Source organism: Acidovorax sp. HMWF018 (genome assembly GCF_003061035.1).
Lineage (GTDB): Bacteria > Pseudomonadota > Gammaproteobacteria > Burkholderiales > Burkholderiaceae_C > Acidovorax > Acidovorax delafieldii.
Genome location: NZ_QAIM01000090.1, coordinates 1 through 17,519 on the forward strand (window position 1 = coordinate 1; position 17,519 = coordinate 17,519).

Consider the following 17,519-nt stretch of genomic DNA (forward strand, 5'->3'; position numbering starts at 1 on the left):
CCCTGGCGGACCTGCTGTCCGCAATGCCGTCTCAGTGTGCGAGGCGTCGCACGCCGGGGACGGGCAGGGCATTGCCACGATGTACTGGCGTGGCACGCGGTGCATCGAGTCCCATGCCTGCTGAAGCACTGCCGCCGACCTGGAACACGGCCACCAGCTCCGCCAGCCGCTGGGCTTGCTGGCGCAGGTTTTCGGCGGCGGTGGTGCTTTCGCTCACCAAGGCGCCGTTTTGCTGGGTCATCTGGTCCAGCTGGGTCACGGCCACGTTGACCTGCGAGATGCCGTCGCTCTGCTCGGCGGCGGCGGTGCTGATCTCGCCGATGATGCCGTTCACGCGCTGCACGCCTTGCACGATCTCGTTCATGGTCTCGCCCGCGTTGGCCACGAGCTGGGTGCCCGAGTCCACCTTGTCGACGCTGGACTGGATCAGCGCCTTGATCTCCTTGGCGGCCTCGGCACTGCGCTGGGCCAGGCTGCGCACCTCGGTGGCCACCACGGCAAAGCCACGCCCCTGTTCGCCCGCTCGGGCTGCCTCCACAGCGGCATTTAGCGCCAGGATGTTGGTCTGGAACGCAATGCCGTCGATCACGCCGATGATGTCGGCGATTTTCTGGCTGCTGTGGTGGATGTCCTGCATGGTGCTTACCACCTGCTGCATCACTTCGCCGCCCTTGGTGGCTGTGCTGGCAGCGGTGGTGGCCAGGGCGTTGGCCTGGCGGGCCGAGTCGGCACTTTGACGCACGGTGGCGGTCAGCTCTTCCATGCTGGCGGCGGTTTGCTCCAGACTGCTGGCGGCTTGTTCGGTGCGGTGGCCCAGGTTCTGGTTGCCGCTGCTGATGTCGTCGCTGGTGGTGCGCAGCTGCGCAATGTTGTCGCGCACGGCTGACACCAGTTCATGAAAACGCTGCTGCATGTCGCGCACGGCCACCATCACGCTGCCGGTGTCGCCCGCCTTCACTTGCACTGGGGTTGTGAGGTTGCCCTGCTGGATGGCTTGCACCACCGCGCGCACTTCGCTGGGCTCAGCGCCCAGCTCGCGGCCAATGCTGCGTGATACCAGCACCGTCACCGCCACACTGATCAGCACCGCCAACAGCGTGATGGACAGCATCACGCCGGTGAACTGGCTTGCGTCCTGGTTGGCCGTCTGGCTGTTCTTGATGATGCGCGCCTCTTCGTAGTCGATGAGCTTGTTGGCCGCTGCCAGCCATTGCTCGTACTGGGGCTTGGCCTCGGTCCAGAGCATGGCTTCAGCGCCTGCGCGGTCGCCGGACTGCATCAGCGCGACCACCTTGCTAGTGGTGGCTACCGTACGCGCTTCGATGTCCTTGAGCGACTGCACCATAGGGGCCACTTCGGGCGGAATCTCCTTGGCGGTTTTCAGCACGCTGTCCAGCTGCGTGGCGGACTGGGCGTAGAAGTCCGCCAGCCGTGCGATGGATTCGATTTCTTTCTTGCGTGCGTCTTCGTTGGGTGCCAGCACCACGTCGCGCACCGCGATGGAGCGGTCGTGCGCCGAGCCCCGGAAGTTGATGGCAGCGCGTTGGATGACGGCGTTCTGCGTGGCATTGGCGGTCAGGGCGCCATCAATGCCCCGTGCAATGAGCACGCTGTAGACCGACATGCCGAGCAGGGCCACGATGACCAAACCGAAGCCCGCCATCAGGCGCTGGCTGATTTTCCATGTGTGCATTGAAAGGTGCCTCTTGAAGTGAAGATGACTAAGGAAGAACCGACCTGGGACAAGCCGCCAATGCAAACCCAACCAGCGGCCGTCGTGCGGAACGGCGCCCGGTGACTTGTTTGCAATTCGTTACATTGTACGCATCGGTTTGAAATTAAACCGGTTGGTTTAATTTATTCACTCGATAGTCATTGCTTGAAAGAGGCAAGCAGAATTCGCTTTTTTAGATGATTTGGCGATTAAATAACAAAAATTAAGTCGTTTGGGTTTTAAAGGCTGGCTCGCAGAATCCCAGCCTGTGACCACCTCCACCTCCATCATCATCGTCCCCGGCTGGCGCGATTCGGGCCCCGGCCACTGGCAAAGCCTGTGGGCCGAGCGCCTGCCCCACGCGCGCCGAGTGGTGCAGGACGACTGGATCACGCCCACGCGTTCAGCCTGGGTGAGCCAGCTGGAGAAGACGGTACTTGCCGCAACGCACCCTGTAGTGATCGTGGCGCACAGCCTGGGCTGTATTGCCTCCACCCACATGGGGCCGGAGGCTGCAGCCAAGGTGTGCGGCGCCTTGCTGGTGGCTCCTGCCGACCCCGAGCGCCGCGCCATCCTGAGCGACTTTGCCCCCGTGCCCTACGCGGCGTTGCCTTACCGCAGCATCGTGGTGGCCAGCAGCAATGACCCGTTTTGTCCCATTCGCCTGGCGGGCGCCTATGCCAGGGCCTGGGGCAGCGAGTTTGTGCGCATGCAGAACGCGGGGCACATCAATATTGACTCGGGCCATGGCGAATGGCCGCTGGGCTGGGCGTTGCTGCAGTCTCTGGAGGGCGACCACAGCACCATCCAGCCAGCGGCAGGGTACTCGCAGGTTTCTCCGGCCGCCGCCTGATTGCTATCTAATCGATAGCTGTCGGCGCATGTTTTACCAGCGCTTGGAGCCTGCAGGACCCGAAATTTCAGGCCCGGGCAGCTAGTGTGCGGTTTGGGGCCATGGCACCGGCACGCCCTTTGAGATGCTTATATGCCAATTCTCGATTAATTAACAAGAATATATTCTTTTGAGTTTTAAGGGGTGGTCCGCACAATGCGGAATCTCCAGCATTTTTTGGGCGACTTCACCATGACTTCTTTGAAACTCAAGACCCTCCTGGCCTCTCTGGCCCTGGCCGCGAGCGGCATGGCTGCCGCTCAGAATTCGCTGCTTAATGTGTCGTATGACGTGGCCCGCGAGTTCTATAAGGACTACAACGTGGCCTTCGCCGCGCACTACAAGAAGACCACCGGCCAGGACGTGAAGATCGACCAGTCGCACGCCGGCTCCAGCGCCCAGGCCCGTGCCGTGAACGACGGTTTGGCTGCTGACGTGGTCACCATGAACACCACCACCGACGTACAGTTTCTGGCGGACAACGGCGTGGTTGCCAAGGACTGGGCCAAGAAGTTCCCGCACGACGCATCGCCCACCACCTCGACCATGCTGTTCCTGGTGCGCAACGGCAACCCCAAGAACATCAAGGACTGGGACGACCTGATCAAGCCCGGCGTGCAGGTGATCGTGGTCAACCCCAAGACCGGCGGCAACGGCCGCTATGCCTACCTGGCCGCCTGGGGCGCCGTGCGTGAAAAGGGCGGCACCGAGGCGCAGGCCGCCGAGTTTGTCGGCAAGCTGTACAAGAACGTGCCTATCCTGGCCAAGGGTGGCCGCGATGCCACGGCCACCTTCCTGCAGCGCAACCAGGGCGATGTGCTGATCACTTTCGAATCCGAGGTGGTCTCCATCGACCGCGAGTTTGGCGCGGGCAAGGTCGATGCCATCTACCCTTCGGTGAGCGTGGTGGCTGAAAACCCCGTGGCCGTGGTGGAACGCACCGTGGCCAAGAAGGGCACGGCCCAGCTGGCCAAGGCCTACCTGGACTACCTGTACTCGGAAGAAGCGCAAGAGATCGCAGCCAAGCACGCCATCCGCCCCCGTTCGGAGACCGTGCTCAAGAAGTACGCCGACACCTTCAAGCCGCTCAAGCAGTTCACGGTGGCCAAGTACTTCGGCTCGCTGACCGAAGCGCAGAAGGTGCACTTCAATGACGGTGGTCAGTTCGACAAGCTGTACACGCCCGGCGCCAAGTAAATAGGCCCAGCGCTTTTTCCGACTCACCACTGCATCTATGACCACTGCGACCGCTGTGGCCGCAGCCCCGGCCGGACGGCGCGCGCCCAAGCGCGTGCTGCCTGGCTTTGGGCTGTCACTGGGCTACACCCTTTTCTACTTGAGCATCATCGTGCTGATCCCGCTGTCGGCACTGATCTTCAAGACCTTCACGCTCACCTGGGACCAGTTCTGGGCGGCCATCAGCGCACCGCGTGTGATGGCGTCATACCGGCTGACCTTTGGCGCATCGTTTCTCGCGGCGCTGGTCAATCTGGTGTTTGGCCTGCTGATCGCCTGGGTGCTGGTGCGCTACAAGTTCCCGGGCAAGAAGATCGTCGATGCGCTGGTGGACCTGCCGTTTGCGCTGCCCACTGCCGTGGCAGGTATCTCGCTCACGGCCCTGCTGGCAGGCAACGGCTGGGTGGGCAGCATTCTGGAGCCCATGGGCATCCAGCTCGCGTTCAAGCCTGCGGGCATTGTGATTGCGCTCATCTTCATCGGCTTGCCATTTGTGGTGCGCACCGTGCAGCCCGTGCTGGAAGACGCCGAAAAGGAGCTGGAAGAAGCTGCCACCTGCCTGGGCGCCACGCGCCTGCAGACCTTCACCAAGGTCATCCTGCCCTCCATCACGCCTGCGCTGCTCACCGGCTTTGCCATGGCGTTTGCGCGGGCGGTGGGTGAGTACGGCTCGGTGATCTTCATCGCGGGCAACATGCCCATGGTGTCGGAGATCACGCCGCTCATCATCATCGGCAAGCTGGAGCAGTATGACTACGCAGGCGCCACCGCCGTGGCTGTGGTGATGCTGGTTATCTCCTTCATCCTGCTGCTCATCATCAACGCGCTGCAAGCCTGGCAGCGCCGCCACGCGGGGGCACCAGCATGAGCGGCAACAACTCCCGAACCATTCGCCGCGCCCAGGCGGGCACGACCGAAGCGCCCTGGGTCCGCTACACGCTGATCGCCATCGCCTTAGCTTTCATGCTGCTGTTCCTGGTGTTGCCACTGGCCGCCGTGTTTGCAGAGGCGCTGCGCAAGGGCTTTGGCGCGTACCTGGAAGGCCTGCGCGAGCCCGATGCCTGGTCGGCCATCAAGCTCACGCTGATCACCGCGCTGATTGCCGTGCCGCTGAACCTCGTGTTCGGCGTGGCAGCCGCGTGGTGCATTGCCAAGTACGAGTTCAAGGGCAAGGCCTTCTTGACCACGCTGGTGGACCTGCCGTTCTCGGTGTCGCCCGTGGTGGCGGGCCTGATCTATGTGCTGATGTTTGGCGCGCAAGGCTGGTTTGGTCCGTGGCTGCAGGCGCATGACATCAAGATCATCTTTGCCGTACCCGGCATTGTGCTGGCCACCGTGTTTGTGACCTTTCCGTTCATCGCGCGAGAACTGATCCCGCTGATGCAGGCGCAGGGCAACGACGAGGAGCAGGCCGCCATCGTGCTGGGCGCGAGCGGCTGGCAGACCTTCTGGTACGTGACCTTGCCCAACATCAAGTGGGGCCTGCTGTACGGCGTGATCTTGTGCAACGCGCGGGCCATGGGCGAGTTTGGTGCGGTGTCGGTGGTGTCGGGCCACATCCGTGGGCAGACCAACACGATCCCGCTGCACGTCGAAATTCTCTACAACGAGTACCAGTCCGTGGCTGCGTTTGCTGCGGCCTCGCTGCTGGCTTTGCTAGCCCTGGTCACCCTGGTCATCAAGACCATTGCCGAACACCGCAACGAACAGGCCCTGAAGGCCGCCGCCGAATTGCCGCCCGAGCGCCCCGCGCCCGCTGGCGTGTGAAGGAAACAGAACATGAGCATCGAAATCCGTAACGTCAGCAAGCAGTTTGGAGACTTCCAGGCCCTGCGCGATGTGAGCCTGGACATTGCCTCGGGCGAACTCATTGCGCTGCTTGGCCCCTCGGGCTGCGGCAAGACCACGCTGCTGCGCATCATCGCGGGCCTGGAGACGGCCGACGTGGGCACCATCCACTTCAGCGGCGAAGACACCACCGACGTGCATGTGCGCGAGCGCAACGTGGGCTTCGTGTTCCAGCACTACGCGCTGTTCCGCCACATGACGGTGTTCGAGAACGTGGCTTTTGGCCTGCGCGTGAAGCCCCGCAGCGAGCGCCCCAGCGAAGCACAGATCAAGAAAAAGGTCATGGACCTGCTCAAGCTGGTGCAGCTGGACTGGCTGGCCGAGCGCTACCCCTCGCAGCTGTCGGGCGGCCAGCGCCAACGCATTGCGCTGGCTCGCGCGCTGGCGGTGGAGCCCAAGGTGCTGCTGCTCGACGAACCCTTTGGCGCGCTGGACGCCAAGGTGCGCAAGGAGCTGCGTCGCTGGCTGCGCCGCCTGCACGACGAGTTGCATGTGACCAGCATCTTCGTGACCCACGACCAGGAAGAAGCCCTGGAAGTGGCGGACCGCGTGGTGGTGATCAACCAGGGCAAGATCGAGCAAAGCGGCTCCCCCCAGCAGGTGTGGGACCAGCCTGCCAGCCCGTTTGTCTACGGCTTTTTGGGCGACGTGAACCTGTTCCACGGCCGCGCCCATGAAGGCCTGGTGCACCTGGACGGCATGCAGCTCGACTCGCCCGAGCACCAGGCGGCGCAGAACGCCAAGGCCTTTGCCTATGTGCGTCCGCACGACCTGGACGTGGAGCGCTACTCCCCGGGCGCGGGCCTGGACGCAGAAGGCCGTCCCCGTGGCATCGTGGCCCAGCTGAGCCGCGCCATTGTGGTGGGCCCCATTGCACGCCTGGAACTTATTCCGACCGACGATCACAAACCAGCGGACAATGCGTCCCCAGAATCCCTGATCGAAGCGCAGATCCCTGCGCAGCAGTTCAAGGACATGGGTTTCAAGGAGGGTGAGACGCTGGTGGTGACACCACGCCGCGCCCGCGTTTTTCTGGATCACGCCGCCGGTATCTGAGTTGCTTCTCCTTCGAGGCCTCTCTGGGTAACCTGCGGTTTCGAGGGACAAGAATGATGGTGTTGAACTGGATTGATCAGGCCCCGCGTCGCGTGCTGGCGCTGATCAGCGTGGCCTGTGTGGCGATGCTGGCGTTTGGCATGTACCTGCAGCATGTGGTGGGCCTGGAGCCTTGCCCCATGTGCATCGTGCAGCGGTATGCGCTCATTGGTGTTGCTGTATTCACGGCCCTGGCTAGTGCGCGAGGCAATCGGGGCTGGTGGATGACCTGGGCGGTGCTGGCCGTGATCACTGCCGGGTTTGGCGCCTTTGTGGCGGCTCGCCAGAGCTGGCTGCAGTGGTACCCGCCGGAGATCGCTACCTGCGGTCGCGACTTCTACGGCATGATCGAAAACTACCCCATCAGCCGCGCCATCCCCATGATCTTCCGGGGCTCGGGCGATTGCACTGCGATCGACTGGACCTTCCTGGGTGGCTCGATTGCCAACTGGTCGTTCATCTGCTTCGTGGGGTTTGGCTTGGTGCTGCTGGCTGTGCTGGTGCGGGCGCTGAAGGGTGGCAACAAGCGAGGCTCTGGTTATTCGATGGCTTGATGCCTGTGAGGCGTGGGCTTGCATGAAAAAGGCGCTCCAGGGAGCGCCTTTTTCGTTGTGGGAAGGGCTTCCAGCGCCGGTGTTCCTGCTCCGAGCGCAGTCCCACCTGGTCGCATGAAAGCGCACAGGTTGGCTATCCAAGCACCACGTCCCCTGCGTCCAGCGATGGCGGACGCAAAAGGTCTTCGTTGATGCCCATGGTCTGACTGGCGCGTTCTACGGCCTGCCACAGTGGCGCAGGCATTTGCAATATCTCTTCCGGCGACGCGGAGCGCGCGATCCATGCACTGATTTGCAGGTGCTGCTCGTGGGTGAGCAGGTCCAGGTTCAACATTTCATCGATGATTTTCATGCAGGGGCTAGAGGGTCGATGGGGTGGCTTGGGGACGGCTCAGCGCGGTACAGCCTTGGACAGGCTGTGCTTTGCATGAAGCGAAGAGGGGTTGCTCCGTGACAACCTCTAGCGTCACGGAGCATGGTGTTTTGTTGAAGAGATGGTACCCAAAGCACCGATCTCAAGCGGTTCCAGTGCGACCGCTTCAGCCTGGCATACCGGTGCCATGCGGGAACGGTACGCCTTGTGTACCGTCAACCCATGCGGGCAGTTTGGGCATCACCTGGCCAAACAGCGGACTGGCCTGCCATTGCGCCAGCCAGGCCTGCAGGCGGGGCCACGGCTGTGCGGTCCACCAGTCGGCATCAATGCCTGCAAACTGCCGCACAAAAGGAGCAATCGCCATGTCGGCCAGGGCCGCGTGGGTGCCGAACAGGTAAGGCTGATGTGGTGAGAGACGCGCCTCCAGCGCACCCAACCAGGCCACGGCTTGGGCGTGTTCCGCGTCCATGTCAGCGTCCGGGTATCTGCTGGGGTACTTGCACCGGTCCAGCGCCTGCTTGAACGGGCCATCGCATTCGGCAATCAGCGCGAGCATGTCTTCCAGGCTGCCACGGCTGGGGGTGAGCCAGCCTTCAGGGTCGTGGTGTCGTAGCGCCCACAGCATGATGTCCAGGCTCTGCTCCAGCACCTGGCTGCTGGGCAACACCAGCACGGGCACCGTGCCCTTGGGGGATGCCTGCAGCAACCCCCGGGGCTTGCTTTTGAGCACCACCTCGCGCAGTTCGCAAACCTGGCCGCTCACGGCCAGGGCCAGCCGCGCGCGCATGGCGTAGGGACAGCGGCGAAAGGAGTACAGGACGGGCAGGGCGGTCATGTTGTGCCACCCATGTCTTCGTCACCCGTCTGCTGGGCCACAGCGCGTGTGGGGCGGCCGGGTTGCTGCGCGCCGATGTGCTCTTGCCCACGCTGCCGGGCCAGCTGCATCTGCCGCTCGCGCTCGGCCAGGGCGCGTTCCTGCTCGGGTGTGCGGGTGCCGTGGCAATACGGGCAGCTCACACCGGGCACGTAGTGTGGCGACTGCAGTTCGGCCTCGCCCAGCGGCATGCGGCAGGATCGGCACAGCTGGTGGTGGCCCGGTGCGAGGCCGTGGCCCACGGAGACGCGTTCGTCGAACACAAAGCAGTCGCCGTGCCAGCGGCTGGATGCTTCGGGTACGGTTTCCAGGTACTTGAGGATGCCGCCTTCCAGGTGGTACACCTCGTCAAAGCCTTGCGACTTGAGGAACGCGGTGGACTTCTCGCAGCGGATGCCGCCAGTGCAGAACATGGCGACTTTAGGCTTGCCCGCCAGCACGCCGCCGGGTTGTTTCTCTTTTTCGACCCAGGCCGGAAACTCTGCAAAGGTCTGCGTGTGCGGGTTGATGGCGCGCTCAAACGTGCCAATGCCCACCTCGTAGTCATTGCGCGTGTCCACCACCACCACGCCCGGGTCGTCGATGAGGGCGTTCCAGTCTTCGGGCTTCATATAGGTGCCGGCGTTGCGTGCGGGGTTCAGGCCTGGCACGCCCAGGGTGACGATCTCGCGCTTGAGGCGCACGCGCATGCGGTAGAAGGGCATGCGCTCGGCCAGCGCCTCCTTGTGCTGCAGGGCGGCAAAGCGCGCATCGCTGCGCAGCCAGGCCAACACCGCATGCACGCCCTGTGGTTCGCCCGCAATGGTGCCGTTGATGCCCTCGGGCGCCAGCAACAGCATGCCGCGCACGCCGTTCGCGTCGCACAGGGACTGCAGGGGCTCGCGCAGGGCGGCAAAGTCTGGCAGGTCCACGAACTGATAAAGCGCGGCGGTGAGATAGCGGGGTGTGACCGAGTCCACGAAAAAGACGTTTTTGAAACAGGAAGGGGGATGATAGCTGTCACCTTTCGTTACGATGCGGGGTTACCAACGCTGCTTGCAAGGTGGTCGCATGAGCAAGGAATCCACTCTCAATCTGTTCCGTCGGCTGGAGCAGCTCAACGGCATTGGCGCTGCGCTCTCGCGCGAGCGGGACATCGACCGGCTGCTGGAGAACATCCTGGAGGCCGCCAAGACCATCACCGGGGCCGACGGCGGCACGCTCTACAGCGTGACGGAAGACCAGTCGGCCCTCAAGTTCGAGATATTGCGCACCGACTCGCTGGGCATCAACCTGGGGGGCACCACGGGCAAACCCATCGACCTGCCGCTGTTACCGTTGCGCACGGCCGACGGCGGGCCCAATGATTCGCTGGTGGCGGCCCACGCGGCCATCCACGACCGCACGGTGAACATTGCCGACGCCTACAGCGCGGCAGGGTTTGATTTTTCGGGCACGCGCGCGTTTGACCAGCGCACGGGCTACCGGTCGCAGTCGTTCCTCACGGTGCCGATGAAGAACCACGACCTCGAACTCATCGGCGTGCTGCAGCTCATCAATGCGCGCGACCCGGACACGGGCGAGGTCATCACCTTCTCGCAGGCCGACCAGAGCCTGGCCGAGTCGCTGGCCTCGCAGGCGGCCATTGCGCTCACCAACCGGCTGCTCATCACGCAGCTCGAACGCCTGTTCGAGTCGTTCGTGAACCTCATCAACCTGGCCATCGACGAAAAGTCCCCCTACACCGGCGGCCACTGCCAGCGCGTGCCCGCTCTCACGATGATGCTGGCCGAGGCTGTTGATGCCACCCGCGAAGGGCCGTTGGCCGCGTTCAAGATGAGCGACCGCGACCGCTACGAGCTCAAGATGGCGGGCCTGCTGCACGACTGCGGCAAGATCACCACGCCTGTGCACGTGGTGGACAAGGCCACCAAGCTGCAGACCATCTACGACCGTATCGGCCTGGTGGACACGCGGTTTGAAGTGCTCAAGCGCGATGCCGAACTGGCCGCGCTGCGCCGCCAGCTGGCGCTGCGTCCGGTGGTGGATGCACGGGCAGAAGGCCAGGAGCTGCAGGCCCTGCAGCACGAGATCCATGCGCTGGAGGAAGACCGCGAGTTTCTGCGCCGCAGCAACACCGGCACCGAGGCCATGCGCCCCGAAGACCAGCAGCGTGTGCGCGATATTGCCGCCATGCGCCACTGGCGCAACCCGCAGGGTGTGCAAACGAGCTTTTTGACGGGGGAGGAGGTGGAGAACCTCACCATCCGCTCCGGCACGCTGAACCAGGCCGAGCGCGACACCATCAACTACCACATCGTTGCCACCATCAAGATGCTGGAGACGCTGCCCTGGCCGCGCCACCTCCAGAACGTGCCCGAGTACGCTGGGGGCCACCACGAACGCATGGACGGCAAGGGCTATCCGCGCGGCCTCACGCGCCAGCAGATGTCGCTGCAGGCCCGCATGATGGGCATTGCCGACATCTTTGAGGCGCTGACGGCCGCAGACAGGCCCTACAAGAGTGGCATGACCCTGTCGCAGGCGCTGGCCATCATGTGCAGGATGCGAGACAACGGGCATATCGACCCCGACCTGTTCGAGGTGTTTGTGCGCGAAGGGGTGTACCTGCGCTATGGCCAGCAGTTTCTGGATGCGGGGCAGGTGGACGGGGTGGATGTGGCGGCGATGGGGTTTTGACATCGCCTCACCCTAGCGCATCATGGTGTACGTTTGCTATGTAATTGATAGCTTCTGGCGCATGATCCACTAGCGCTGCCGGCCAAAATCATCCCAATTCTTCAGCCCCGGCACCCACTGTAATGCTGGCCTGTGCCATCAGCCAGTCCCGGAACGCTGCCATGGCCCCCGTGGTGGTGCGCGATTGCAAGCGGGTCAGCCAGTAGGCGCCCCGGTGCAGCTCTTGCGCAAAGGGCTGCGCCAGGCGGCCCTGCTGCAGTTCGCGCGCGAACATCTTCACTGGCAACAGCGCCATGCCCGCGCCCTGCGCCGCCGCCTCGGCCAGCGTCAGGGAAGAGTCGAACACCGCGCCGCGCACCACGGGGCAGGGCGCACCCGCAGCCTCGAACCAGGCCGTCCATTCGTCGGTGCGGTAGCTGCGCAGCAAGGGCTGGCGCGCCAGGTCGGCCATCGTGCGCAGGCCACGGGCCAAGGCGGGCGAGCACATCACGGACATGGGCGCATCCATGATGCGGTCGGCCTGCGTGCCGTGCCAGGCTCCGTCGCCAAAGCGGATGGCGTAGTCCAGCCCTTCGCCCGCCATGTCCACCCGGTTGTTGTGCGTGAGCAGGCGCAGGTCCACAAAGGGGCAGGTCTGCTGAAAGTCGCGCAGCCGGGGCAGCAGCCAGCCCACCGCGAAGGTGCCCACGGCGCCCACGGTCAGCACCTCGCGCGGCCGGGTATCGCCCAGCTTCTCCAGTGCGCGCTGCAGGTTGCCAAACGATTCCACCACCACCGGCAGCAGGGCCTGGCCTTCGTCCGTCAGCGCCAGGCCGCGTGGCAGGCGGCGGAACAGAGGCTTGCCTAGCCGGTCCTCCAGCTTGCGGATGTGCTGGCTCACGGCGGTCTGGGTCACGTGCAGCTCCTGGGCGGCGCGCGTGAGGTTCAGGTGGCGGGCCGAGGCCTCGAAGGCTCGCAGAGCATTGAGTGGCAGGTGCATGGCGCCAAAAGGTCAAAGTTTTTCTTGGGGCTTTTGGCAATTATTGTCGATGGTGCTGGGGGCTGAACCTCCGTATCGTTCGAGCCTTGTTCCCCACTACGCTTTCAATCGATATGCAAAGAAGACAGTTTTCCTTGGGTTTCATGGCCGCCACGGCCATGCCTTTATGGGGTTGTGCAGCTGCCAGCAACCCAGACCGCCGCGAGCAGACCGCCAGCGCATGGAACGATGCCCTCGCCAGCATCGAACGCGCCGCCCAGGGCCGCCTGGGGGTGGCCATGCTGGACACCGGGTCGGGCCTGGCGCTGGGCTGGCAGCAGGACGAGCGTTTTGCCCTGGCCAGCACCTTCAAGCTGGTGTTGGCCGGCTGGATGCTGGCTCTGGTGGACCAGGGCAAGGAGCGGCTGGATGCGCGCGTGCATTACCCGGCCACCGACGTGGTGGCGTACTCGCCCGTCAGCGGCCCGCGCGCGGGCGATGGTGGCGGCCTGACGGTGGGTGAGCTGTGCTCTGCCACCGTCAGCCTGAGCGACAACACCGCTGCCAATGTGCTGCTGGCCCGCCATGGCGGGCCGGCCGGGTTCACCGCGTTCGTGCGTTCGCTGGGTGACGAGGTCACGCGGCTGGACCGCACCGAGCCCGCGCTGAATGAGGCTGCCGTGGGCGACCCACGCGACACCACCACGCCGCTGGCCATGCAGCAGACCATGCAGAAACTGGTGCTGGGCAACGCGCTCAGCCCCATATCCCGGGCCTGGCTGCAGCGCTGGCTGGTGGAGACCAGCACAGGCGATAAGCGCCTGCGCGCCGGTGTGCCGGGCTGGAAGGTGGGCGACAAGACGGGCACGGCGGGCGAGAGCGGCACGGCCAACGACATTGGCGTGTTGTGGCCGCAGGACGGAGGCGCACCGGTGCTGGTGACCTGCTACCTCACGCGCTCTAAGGCGTCGCCGGAGCCGCGGGATGCGGCGATTGCGCAGGTGGCGCGCGCCGTGGCGGCCGCGCGCGAGACTTTCACCCGCTCTTAGAGCTTCTTGACCAGCACCTGGCTCTTGCGGTCCCAGTTGTACTTGCGCTTGCGGGCGTCGGGCAGCCAGTCCGGATCCACCGGCGAGAAGCCGCGCTTGATGAACCAGTGCATGGTGCGGGTGGTCAGCACAAAGATGCTGTCCAGCCCCAGCAGGCGCGCGCGCTGCTCGATGCGCTTGAGCAGCTTTTCGCCGTCGCCCGTGCCCTGGCTTTGCGGCGATACCGTCACCGCGGCCATCTCGGCTGTTTTGGCTTCGGGGTAGGGGTAGAGCGCCGCGCAGCCAAAAATCACGCCGTCGTGTTCGATGATGGTGTAGGTGGCGATGTCGCGCTCGATCTCGGTGCGGTCGCGCTTGACCAGCGTGCCATCCTTCTCGAAGGGCTCGATCAACTGCAGGATGCCGCCCACGTCGTCAATCGTGGCCTCGCGCAGCTCTTCGAGCTTTTCGTCGATGACCATGGTGCCGATGCCGTCGTGCACATAGACCTCCAGCAGCAGCGAGCCGTCCACCGCAAACGGCAGGATGTGGCTGCGCTCCACGCCGGCCTTGCAGGCCTTCACACAGTGCTGAAGGTAAAAGCCCGTGTCGGTGGGCTGCTGCGCCGGGGGCAACTGGGCCAGCAGCGCCTGCGCGGCGGCCAGCGGCAGCTCGGTGTCGATGGGGTTGTCGTCGCTCTCGGGCTCGGTGGGTGACATGCGGATGCCCTGCACCTCGGTCAAAAAGATGAGTTTGTCGGCCCGCAGCTCGATGGCCACGCTCGTGGCCACTTCTTCCATGCTCAGGTTGAAGGCCTCGCCCGTGGGCGAGAAGCCAAACGGCGACAGCAGCACCAGCGCGCCCATGTCCAGCGTGCGCTGGATGCCGGCCACGTCCACCTTGCGCACCAGGCCCGAGTGCTGAAAATCCACCCCATCCACAATGCCCACGGGCCGCGCCGTGAGAAAGTTGCCCGAGATCACCCGCACCGTGGCGCCCGCCATCGGCGTGTTGGGCAGGCCCTGACTGAACGCTGCCTCGATCTCATAACGCAGCTGCCCGGCGGCCTCCTGCGCGCAATCGAGTGCCACGGAGTCAGTGATGCGGATGCCATGGGAGTACTTGGCCGCATGCCCCTTGGCTGCCAGCTGCTCATTCACTTGCGGGCGAAAGCCGTGCACCAGCACGATCTTCACGCCCATGGCCTGGATCAGTGCCAGGTCTTGCGCAATGCTGTGCAGCTTGCCGGCCGCAATCGCCTCACCCGTCAGCCCGATCACAAACGTCTGGTTGCGGAACTTGTGAATGTAGGGCGCCACCGAGCGGAACCAGGGGACGAAGGTGAAATTGAAGACGGCGGACATGGAGAAAGGTGTTTGGGGCAGTGGTGGTAATGCGCGAGGAGCGAATGATAAGTGTCCTTAGCGACCGGGTGCTGGGATTTGCACGCTCAGCCAGGGTGACCCTCGAACAGCGCTGCGATGCGGCTGCGCCAGCGTTCGGCATCTTCCCGCCGGTCAAACCCGCCCAGGTGCATGGGGCGCTCGCCATGCACTGTCAGGCGCAGCACATGGTAGGGGCCGTCTTCTGAGGTGCGTTCCACCACCTCTGGTGGTGCAAAGCGATCAAACGCAATGTGCACAGTGCGGCCCACCAGCGGCCAGCGCGAGGTGCGCCGCACCTGGCGCCTGGCTGGGTCGAAATGTAGCGTCAGCACCCGCCCCAGAGCAATCGCCAAAAACAGCGCACCCATGGCGCATGCCGCCACCACGCACGCTGCGGCCAACAGCAGGTGCAGCCACGGCGTCCGGGCCGTGGCGTGCATCACAAAGGGAACAGGAATCAGGAACATGCCCAGCGCAATGGCGCCCACAAAGAGGCGCATCGGCACCGAGATGTGCTCGGCGTAGTGCAGCCCGTCACCGGACTCGGAAAACCCGCTGGCCATTTTGATCCTTGGTCCTTCGCCTTCGTGCTGGGTGTTACGCCAGCTGGGGTGCAGCGGACGCCGCCCCGCGCGCGCGAAACGCGCTGAGTTTGGCACCAAAGGGCTCCAGCACCAGGCCTTCTTCGGGCAGGGTGCCTGCGGCATCTGAGGGGGGCGCCAGCGCAATGCCGCAGCCCTGGAGCAGCGCCACCATCTCCGCAGGGGCGATGGTGCCGTGTGCCAGCAAGGCGTCCACCGTGCGCCCCAGTGCCTCATGGTGCGTGGTCAGCAGCGCCTGGGCACGCTGGTATTGCTGCAGCATCAGCGCCTCGATGGCCTCGTTGCTCGGGCCGATGTCGGTGTTGACATGGTTGTCCATCTCCACGGTGACATCGGTGCGGGCCAGCCGCGCGCCAAAGCCATGGTGGCGGATGTAGCGCGCTGCCTCGGCCGTCACCTGCTTCAAGTCCTGCTCGGCCCCGGTGGTGCTGGCCATTTCGCCAAACACCAGCTCCTCTGCCACGCGGCCTGCCAGGCCTACGCACATCATGTCGAGCGCGTTCTGGCGCGTGGTGGCCTTGAGGCTGGAGAAGCTGTTGTAGCCGCCCTCGAACGAGGCGATGTTGATCTTCACCTCTTGCGGAGCATGGCCGAACAACACGCAGTACGCCAGCCCGTGGCCTGCCTCGTGCACGGCCAGCAGGGCCCGAAAGTCTGCATTGGCACGTTGCTTGAGCCGGTTCAGCTCCAGCGTCACCGCAAACGCGGCCTGCACTAGGCCCTCCGGCCCCTGGCCCGACACCAGCAGGTGGCGCTTGTCGGGCGCCAGGTGAATGGCGAACTCCTGGTCCGTTGAGAGCTGCTCCTGCACCACCCACAACGCCGCGTTGACCAGGTTGGCGCTCAGGATCGCATGTACCGACGAGAACAGTGGCCGCGTGCCCTGCGCAGGAAACACCGCGTTGGCATACAGCTCGCTCAGCACATCCTGCCCGATGGCAAACCGCACGCCACACTGCGCTGCAATATCGTCCACATAGCGTGTGCACAGGTTATGGATGAGGTGCTCATACGTCGCCTTGCTGAACGACGGGTAGACCACATGTTCATTGCCCAGCCGCGCGATCTGCTCGGGCTTGAAGCGCTCGCCCAACGCCTTCTTCACGTCGATGAGCGAGAGCTTGCGGGTCAGGCGGTGAAAGATGTCGGCATCGGTGTCGCAGTCTTCCACGCGTTGTGCGGTCTCGTGGTACATCTCGTCGAGGTTGCCACATACAAACACCAGCAGCTTGCTGTAGTCGGTCTCCCACGCATGGCTGGACTGCTGAAAGCTGGCAAACAGCGCCTGCACCTTGGCGGGCGGCCACTGCATGATGGCGGACAGCGGCTCCTGCAGCTTCAGCATGCGCTTGAGTTCTTGCGCATCCCAGGCGTCCAGCTGAAAGCGGTAGGGCTTCTTGCCTGCGCGGTCGTCATCGCCATCTTCGGCGCGCTCAGCCTCGTAGTGCGCATCGGCCAGCTTGCGCTCGATGTTGGACAGCGCGCTCAACGCGGGTGGCAGGCGCCCGTCGGACAGCAGCGTCCACACGTCCTGGTAGCGCTCCACCTTCACGTCGGCGCCCTTGGTGTCTACCGTGCGAAAGCGCTGGAACTCGTCCAGCACCAGGATGCCCGGCATGCCTTCGTGGATGCCCGAGTCGCCCAGCATGCCCGAGATGGACGAGCTGCGGTAGCTCGCGCCGTGGCTGAAGCCGTCCATCTGCACTTCCACAAACCGGTCGTAAAAGCCCAGCAGCTGGGCCAGCCGCCGCGTGAGCTGCGTCTTGCCCGTGCCGGTCAGGCCCCACAGGCAGACGATGACCGGCCGGGTGATGAGCTGCGGCAGCACGTACCAGGCGCGGATGGCATTGATCACGCGGTCGATCACGTCGTCGATGCCGAACAGCTCGGCTTTCAGTTGCAACGCCGCGTGGGCCAAAGCCTGCTGGCGCTGAGCCAGCTCTGCGCTGCTGGCAACTGGCGTGATGGGCGCGGCTGTCTGGGCACGCACAGGGTGCGCTGAGTGCACCGGGGATAGATGCGCTGCCAGCGTTGGCGCACCGGCCAGCGCCGGATGCGGCGTGGGATGCCGCTGGTGTGGCGGCAGTGGGTTGTTGAAGGGATTCATGTCAATCGTTCAAAAAGGGGCTCTGGATCGCCTTGCGCAGGGCGACGTTGTCCGCACGGCGCTGGGCCCCACGGGTTCGGATGTGCTTGCCTGCCGCGCTGGACAGGCTGCGTTGGGCCAGCGCTGCGGCCACAGGGTTTCGGGGCGGGCCCGAGGCTTCGAGCTTCAGCA

The 17,519-nt window shown here is 64.5% G+C and carries 16 protein-coding genes; 8 read left to right on the top strand and 8 right to left on the bottom strand.

Annotated features, from left to right (window positions below; all coding sequences use genetic code 11):
- Positions 1-31 precede the first annotated feature (31 nt).
- Positions 32-1,693 (bottom strand): methyl-accepting chemotaxis protein, encoded by a 1,662-nt coding sequence (locus DBR23_RS03110; protein WP_108497287.1) that lies wholly within the window; start codon positions 1,691-1,693, stop codon positions 32-34.
- 289 nt (positions 1,694-1,982) lie between these two features.
- Here DBR23_RS03110 and DBR23_RS03115 point away from each other — a divergent pair, with 289 nt between their 5' ends.
- The 6 genes from DBR23_RS03115 to DBR23_RS03140 all read left to right on the top strand — a co-directional run bounded on the left by DBR23_RS03115 (position 1,983) and on the right by DBR23_RS03140 (position 7,339).
- Positions 1,983-2,567 carry an alpha/beta hydrolase gene (locus DBR23_RS03115; RefSeq protein WP_108497295.1) on the top strand — a complete coding sequence of 195 codons (585 nt, stop codon included), beginning with the start codon at positions 1,983-1,985 and terminating at the stop codon, positions 2,565-2,567.
- Between the two features lie 231 nt (positions 2,568-2,798).
- A complete protein-coding gene (locus DBR23_RS03120; protein WP_056067832.1) occupies positions 2,799-3,803 on the top strand; it encodes a sulfate ABC transporter substrate-binding protein in 1,005 nt (334 codons plus the stop codon).
- Between the two features lie 37 nt (positions 3,804-3,840).
- Entirely contained in the window at positions 3,841-4,710 is an 870-nt protein-coding gene (gene cysT, locus DBR23_RS03125) for a sulfate ABC transporter permease subunit CysT (RefSeq protein WP_056746214.1), read from the top strand.
- On the top strand, positions 4,707-5,609 hold the full coding sequence (cysW, locus tag DBR23_RS03130) for a sulfate ABC transporter permease subunit CysW (protein WP_056746212.1): 903 nt from the start codon (positions 4,707-4,709) through the stop codon (positions 5,607-5,609). The genes cysT and cysW overlap by 4 nt, the downstream gene beginning before the upstream one ends.
- Before the next feature lie 12 nt (positions 5,610-5,621).
- Entirely contained in the window at positions 5,622-6,746 is a 1,125-nt protein-coding gene (locus DBR23_RS03135; RefSeq protein WP_056067633.1) for a sulfate/molybdate ABC transporter ATP-binding protein, read from the top strand.
- Between the two features lie 56 nt (positions 6,747-6,802).
- Positions 6,803-7,339, top strand: coding sequence for a disulfide bond formation protein B (locus DBR23_RS03140; protein WP_056746679.1), 537 nt, complete (start codon positions 6,803-6,805; stop codon positions 7,337-7,339).
- A gap of 133 nt (positions 7,340-7,472) precedes the next feature.
- Here the strand turns inward: DBR23_RS03140 and DBR23_RS03145 are convergent, their stop codons facing one another.
- The 3 genes from DBR23_RS03145 to DBR23_RS03155 all read right to left on the bottom strand — a co-directional run bounded on the left by DBR23_RS03145 (position 7,473) and on the right by DBR23_RS03155 (position 9,548).
- Positions 7,473-7,691, bottom strand: a complete 219-nt coding sequence (locus DBR23_RS03145) for a hypothetical protein (RefSeq protein ID WP_108497288.1) — start codon at positions 7,689-7,691, stop codon at positions 7,473-7,475.
- Between the two features lie 187 nt (positions 7,692-7,878).
- Complete coding sequence (locus DBR23_RS03150; RefSeq protein ID WP_108497289.1) at positions 7,879-8,550, bottom strand: glutathione S-transferase; 672 nt, start codon at positions 8,548-8,550, stop codon at positions 7,879-7,881.
- Positions 8,547-9,548, bottom strand: coding sequence for a rhodanese-related sulfurtransferase (locus tag DBR23_RS03155; RefSeq protein ID WP_108497290.1), 1,002 nt, complete (start codon positions 9,546-9,548; stop codon positions 8,547-8,549). Before DBR23_RS03155 ends, DBR23_RS03150 begins: the two co-directional genes overlap by 4 nt.
- Positions 9,549-9,639: 91 nt before the next feature.
- Here DBR23_RS03155 and DBR23_RS03160 point away from each other — a divergent pair, with 91 nt between their 5' ends.
- Entirely contained in the window at positions 9,640-11,268 is a 1,629-nt protein-coding gene (locus DBR23_RS03160; protein ID WP_108497291.1) for an HD family phosphohydrolase, read from the top strand.
- A gap of 88 nt (positions 11,269-11,356) precedes the next feature.
- Here DBR23_RS03160 and DBR23_RS03165 read toward each other — a convergent pair whose 3' ends face one another.
- Positions 11,357-12,247, bottom strand: a complete 891-nt coding sequence (locus DBR23_RS03165) for a LysR family transcriptional regulator (protein ID WP_108497292.1) — start codon at positions 12,245-12,247, stop codon at positions 11,357-11,359.
- A 113-nt stretch (positions 12,248-12,360) separates the two neighbouring features.
- On the opposite strand from DBR23_RS03165, the gene bla reads away from it, so the two are divergent.
- Positions 12,361-13,275 carry a class A beta-lactamase gene (gene bla, locus DBR23_RS03170; RefSeq protein WP_108497293.1) on the top strand — a complete coding sequence of 305 codons (915 nt, stop codon included), beginning with the start codon at positions 12,361-12,363 and terminating at the stop codon, positions 13,273-13,275.
- On the opposite strand, the gene argA is transcribed toward bla, so the two are convergent.
- From argA to DBR23_RS03185, 3 genes are all read right to left on the bottom strand, one after another.
- Positions 13,272-14,618 (bottom strand): amino-acid N-acetyltransferase, encoded by a 1,347-nt coding sequence (argA, locus tag DBR23_RS03175; RefSeq protein WP_015014347.1) that lies wholly within the window; start codon positions 14,616-14,618, stop codon positions 13,272-13,274. The genes bla and argA overlap by 4 nt on opposite strands.
- A gap of 86 nt (positions 14,619-14,704) precedes the next feature.
- Positions 14,705-15,202 carry a hypothetical protein gene (locus DBR23_RS03180; protein WP_108497294.1) on the bottom strand — a complete coding sequence of 166 codons (498 nt, stop codon included), beginning with the start codon at positions 15,200-15,202 and terminating at the stop codon, positions 14,705-14,707.
- Positions 15,203-15,236: 34 nt separating this feature from the next.
- Positions 15,237-17,348, bottom strand: coding sequence for an AAA family ATPase (locus DBR23_RS03185; protein WP_233250249.1), 2,112 nt, complete (start codon positions 17,346-17,348; stop codon positions 15,237-15,239).
- Between the last annotated feature and the right edge of the window lie 171 nt (positions 17,349-17,519).

Coding starts and splice junctions, on each gene's coding strand:
- DBR23_RS03120 (WP_056067832.1), top strand. CDS start 2,799: ATGACTTCTTTGAAACTCAAGACCCTCCTGGCCTCTCTGGCCCTGGCC.
- bla (WP_108497293.1), top strand. CDS start 12,361: ATGCAAAGAAGACAGTTTTCCTTGGGTTTCATGGCCGCCACGGCCATG.
- DBR23_RS03150 (WP_108497289.1), bottom strand. CDS start 8,550: ATGACCGCCCTGCCCGTCCTGTACTCCTTTCGCCGCTGTCCCTACGCC.
- DBR23_RS03135 (WP_056067633.1), top strand. CDS start 5,622: ATGAGCATCGAAATCCGTAACGTCAGCAAGCAGTTTGGAGACTTCCAG.
- DBR23_RS03145 (WP_108497288.1), bottom strand. CDS start 7,691: ATGAAAATCATCGATGAAATGTTGAACCTGGACCTGCTCACCCACGAG.
- DBR23_RS03140 (WP_056746679.1), top strand. CDS start 6,803: ATGGTGTTGAACTGGATTGATCAGGCCCCGCGTCGCGTGCTGGCGCTG.
- DBR23_RS03160 (WP_108497291.1), top strand. CDS start 9,640: ATGAGCAAGGAATCCACTCTCAATCTGTTCCGTCGGCTGGAGCAGCTC.
- argA (WP_015014347.1), bottom strand. CDS start 14,618: ATGTCCGCCGTCTTCAATTTCACCTTCGTCCCCTGGTTCCGCTCGGTG.
- DBR23_RS03180 (WP_108497294.1), bottom strand. CDS start 15,202: ATGGCCAGCGGGTTTTCCGAGTCCGGTGACGGGCTGCACTACGCCGAG.
- cysW (WP_056746212.1), top strand. CDS start 4,707: ATGAGCGGCAACAACTCCCGAACCATTCGCCGCGCCCAGGCGGGCACG.
- DBR23_RS03185 (WP_233250249.1), bottom strand. CDS start 17,348: ATGAATCCCTTCAACAACCCACTGCCGCCACACCAGCGGCATCCCACG.
- DBR23_RS03165 (WP_108497292.1), bottom strand. CDS start 12,247: ATGCACCTGCCACTCAATGCTCTGCGAGCCTTCGAGGCCTCGGCCCGC.
- cysT (WP_056746214.1), top strand. CDS start 3,841: ATGACCACTGCGACCGCTGTGGCCGCAGCCCCGGCCGGACGGCGCGCG.
- DBR23_RS03110 (WP_108497287.1), bottom strand. CDS start 1,693: ATGCACACATGGAAAATCAGCCAGCGCCTGATGGCGGGCTTCGGTTTG.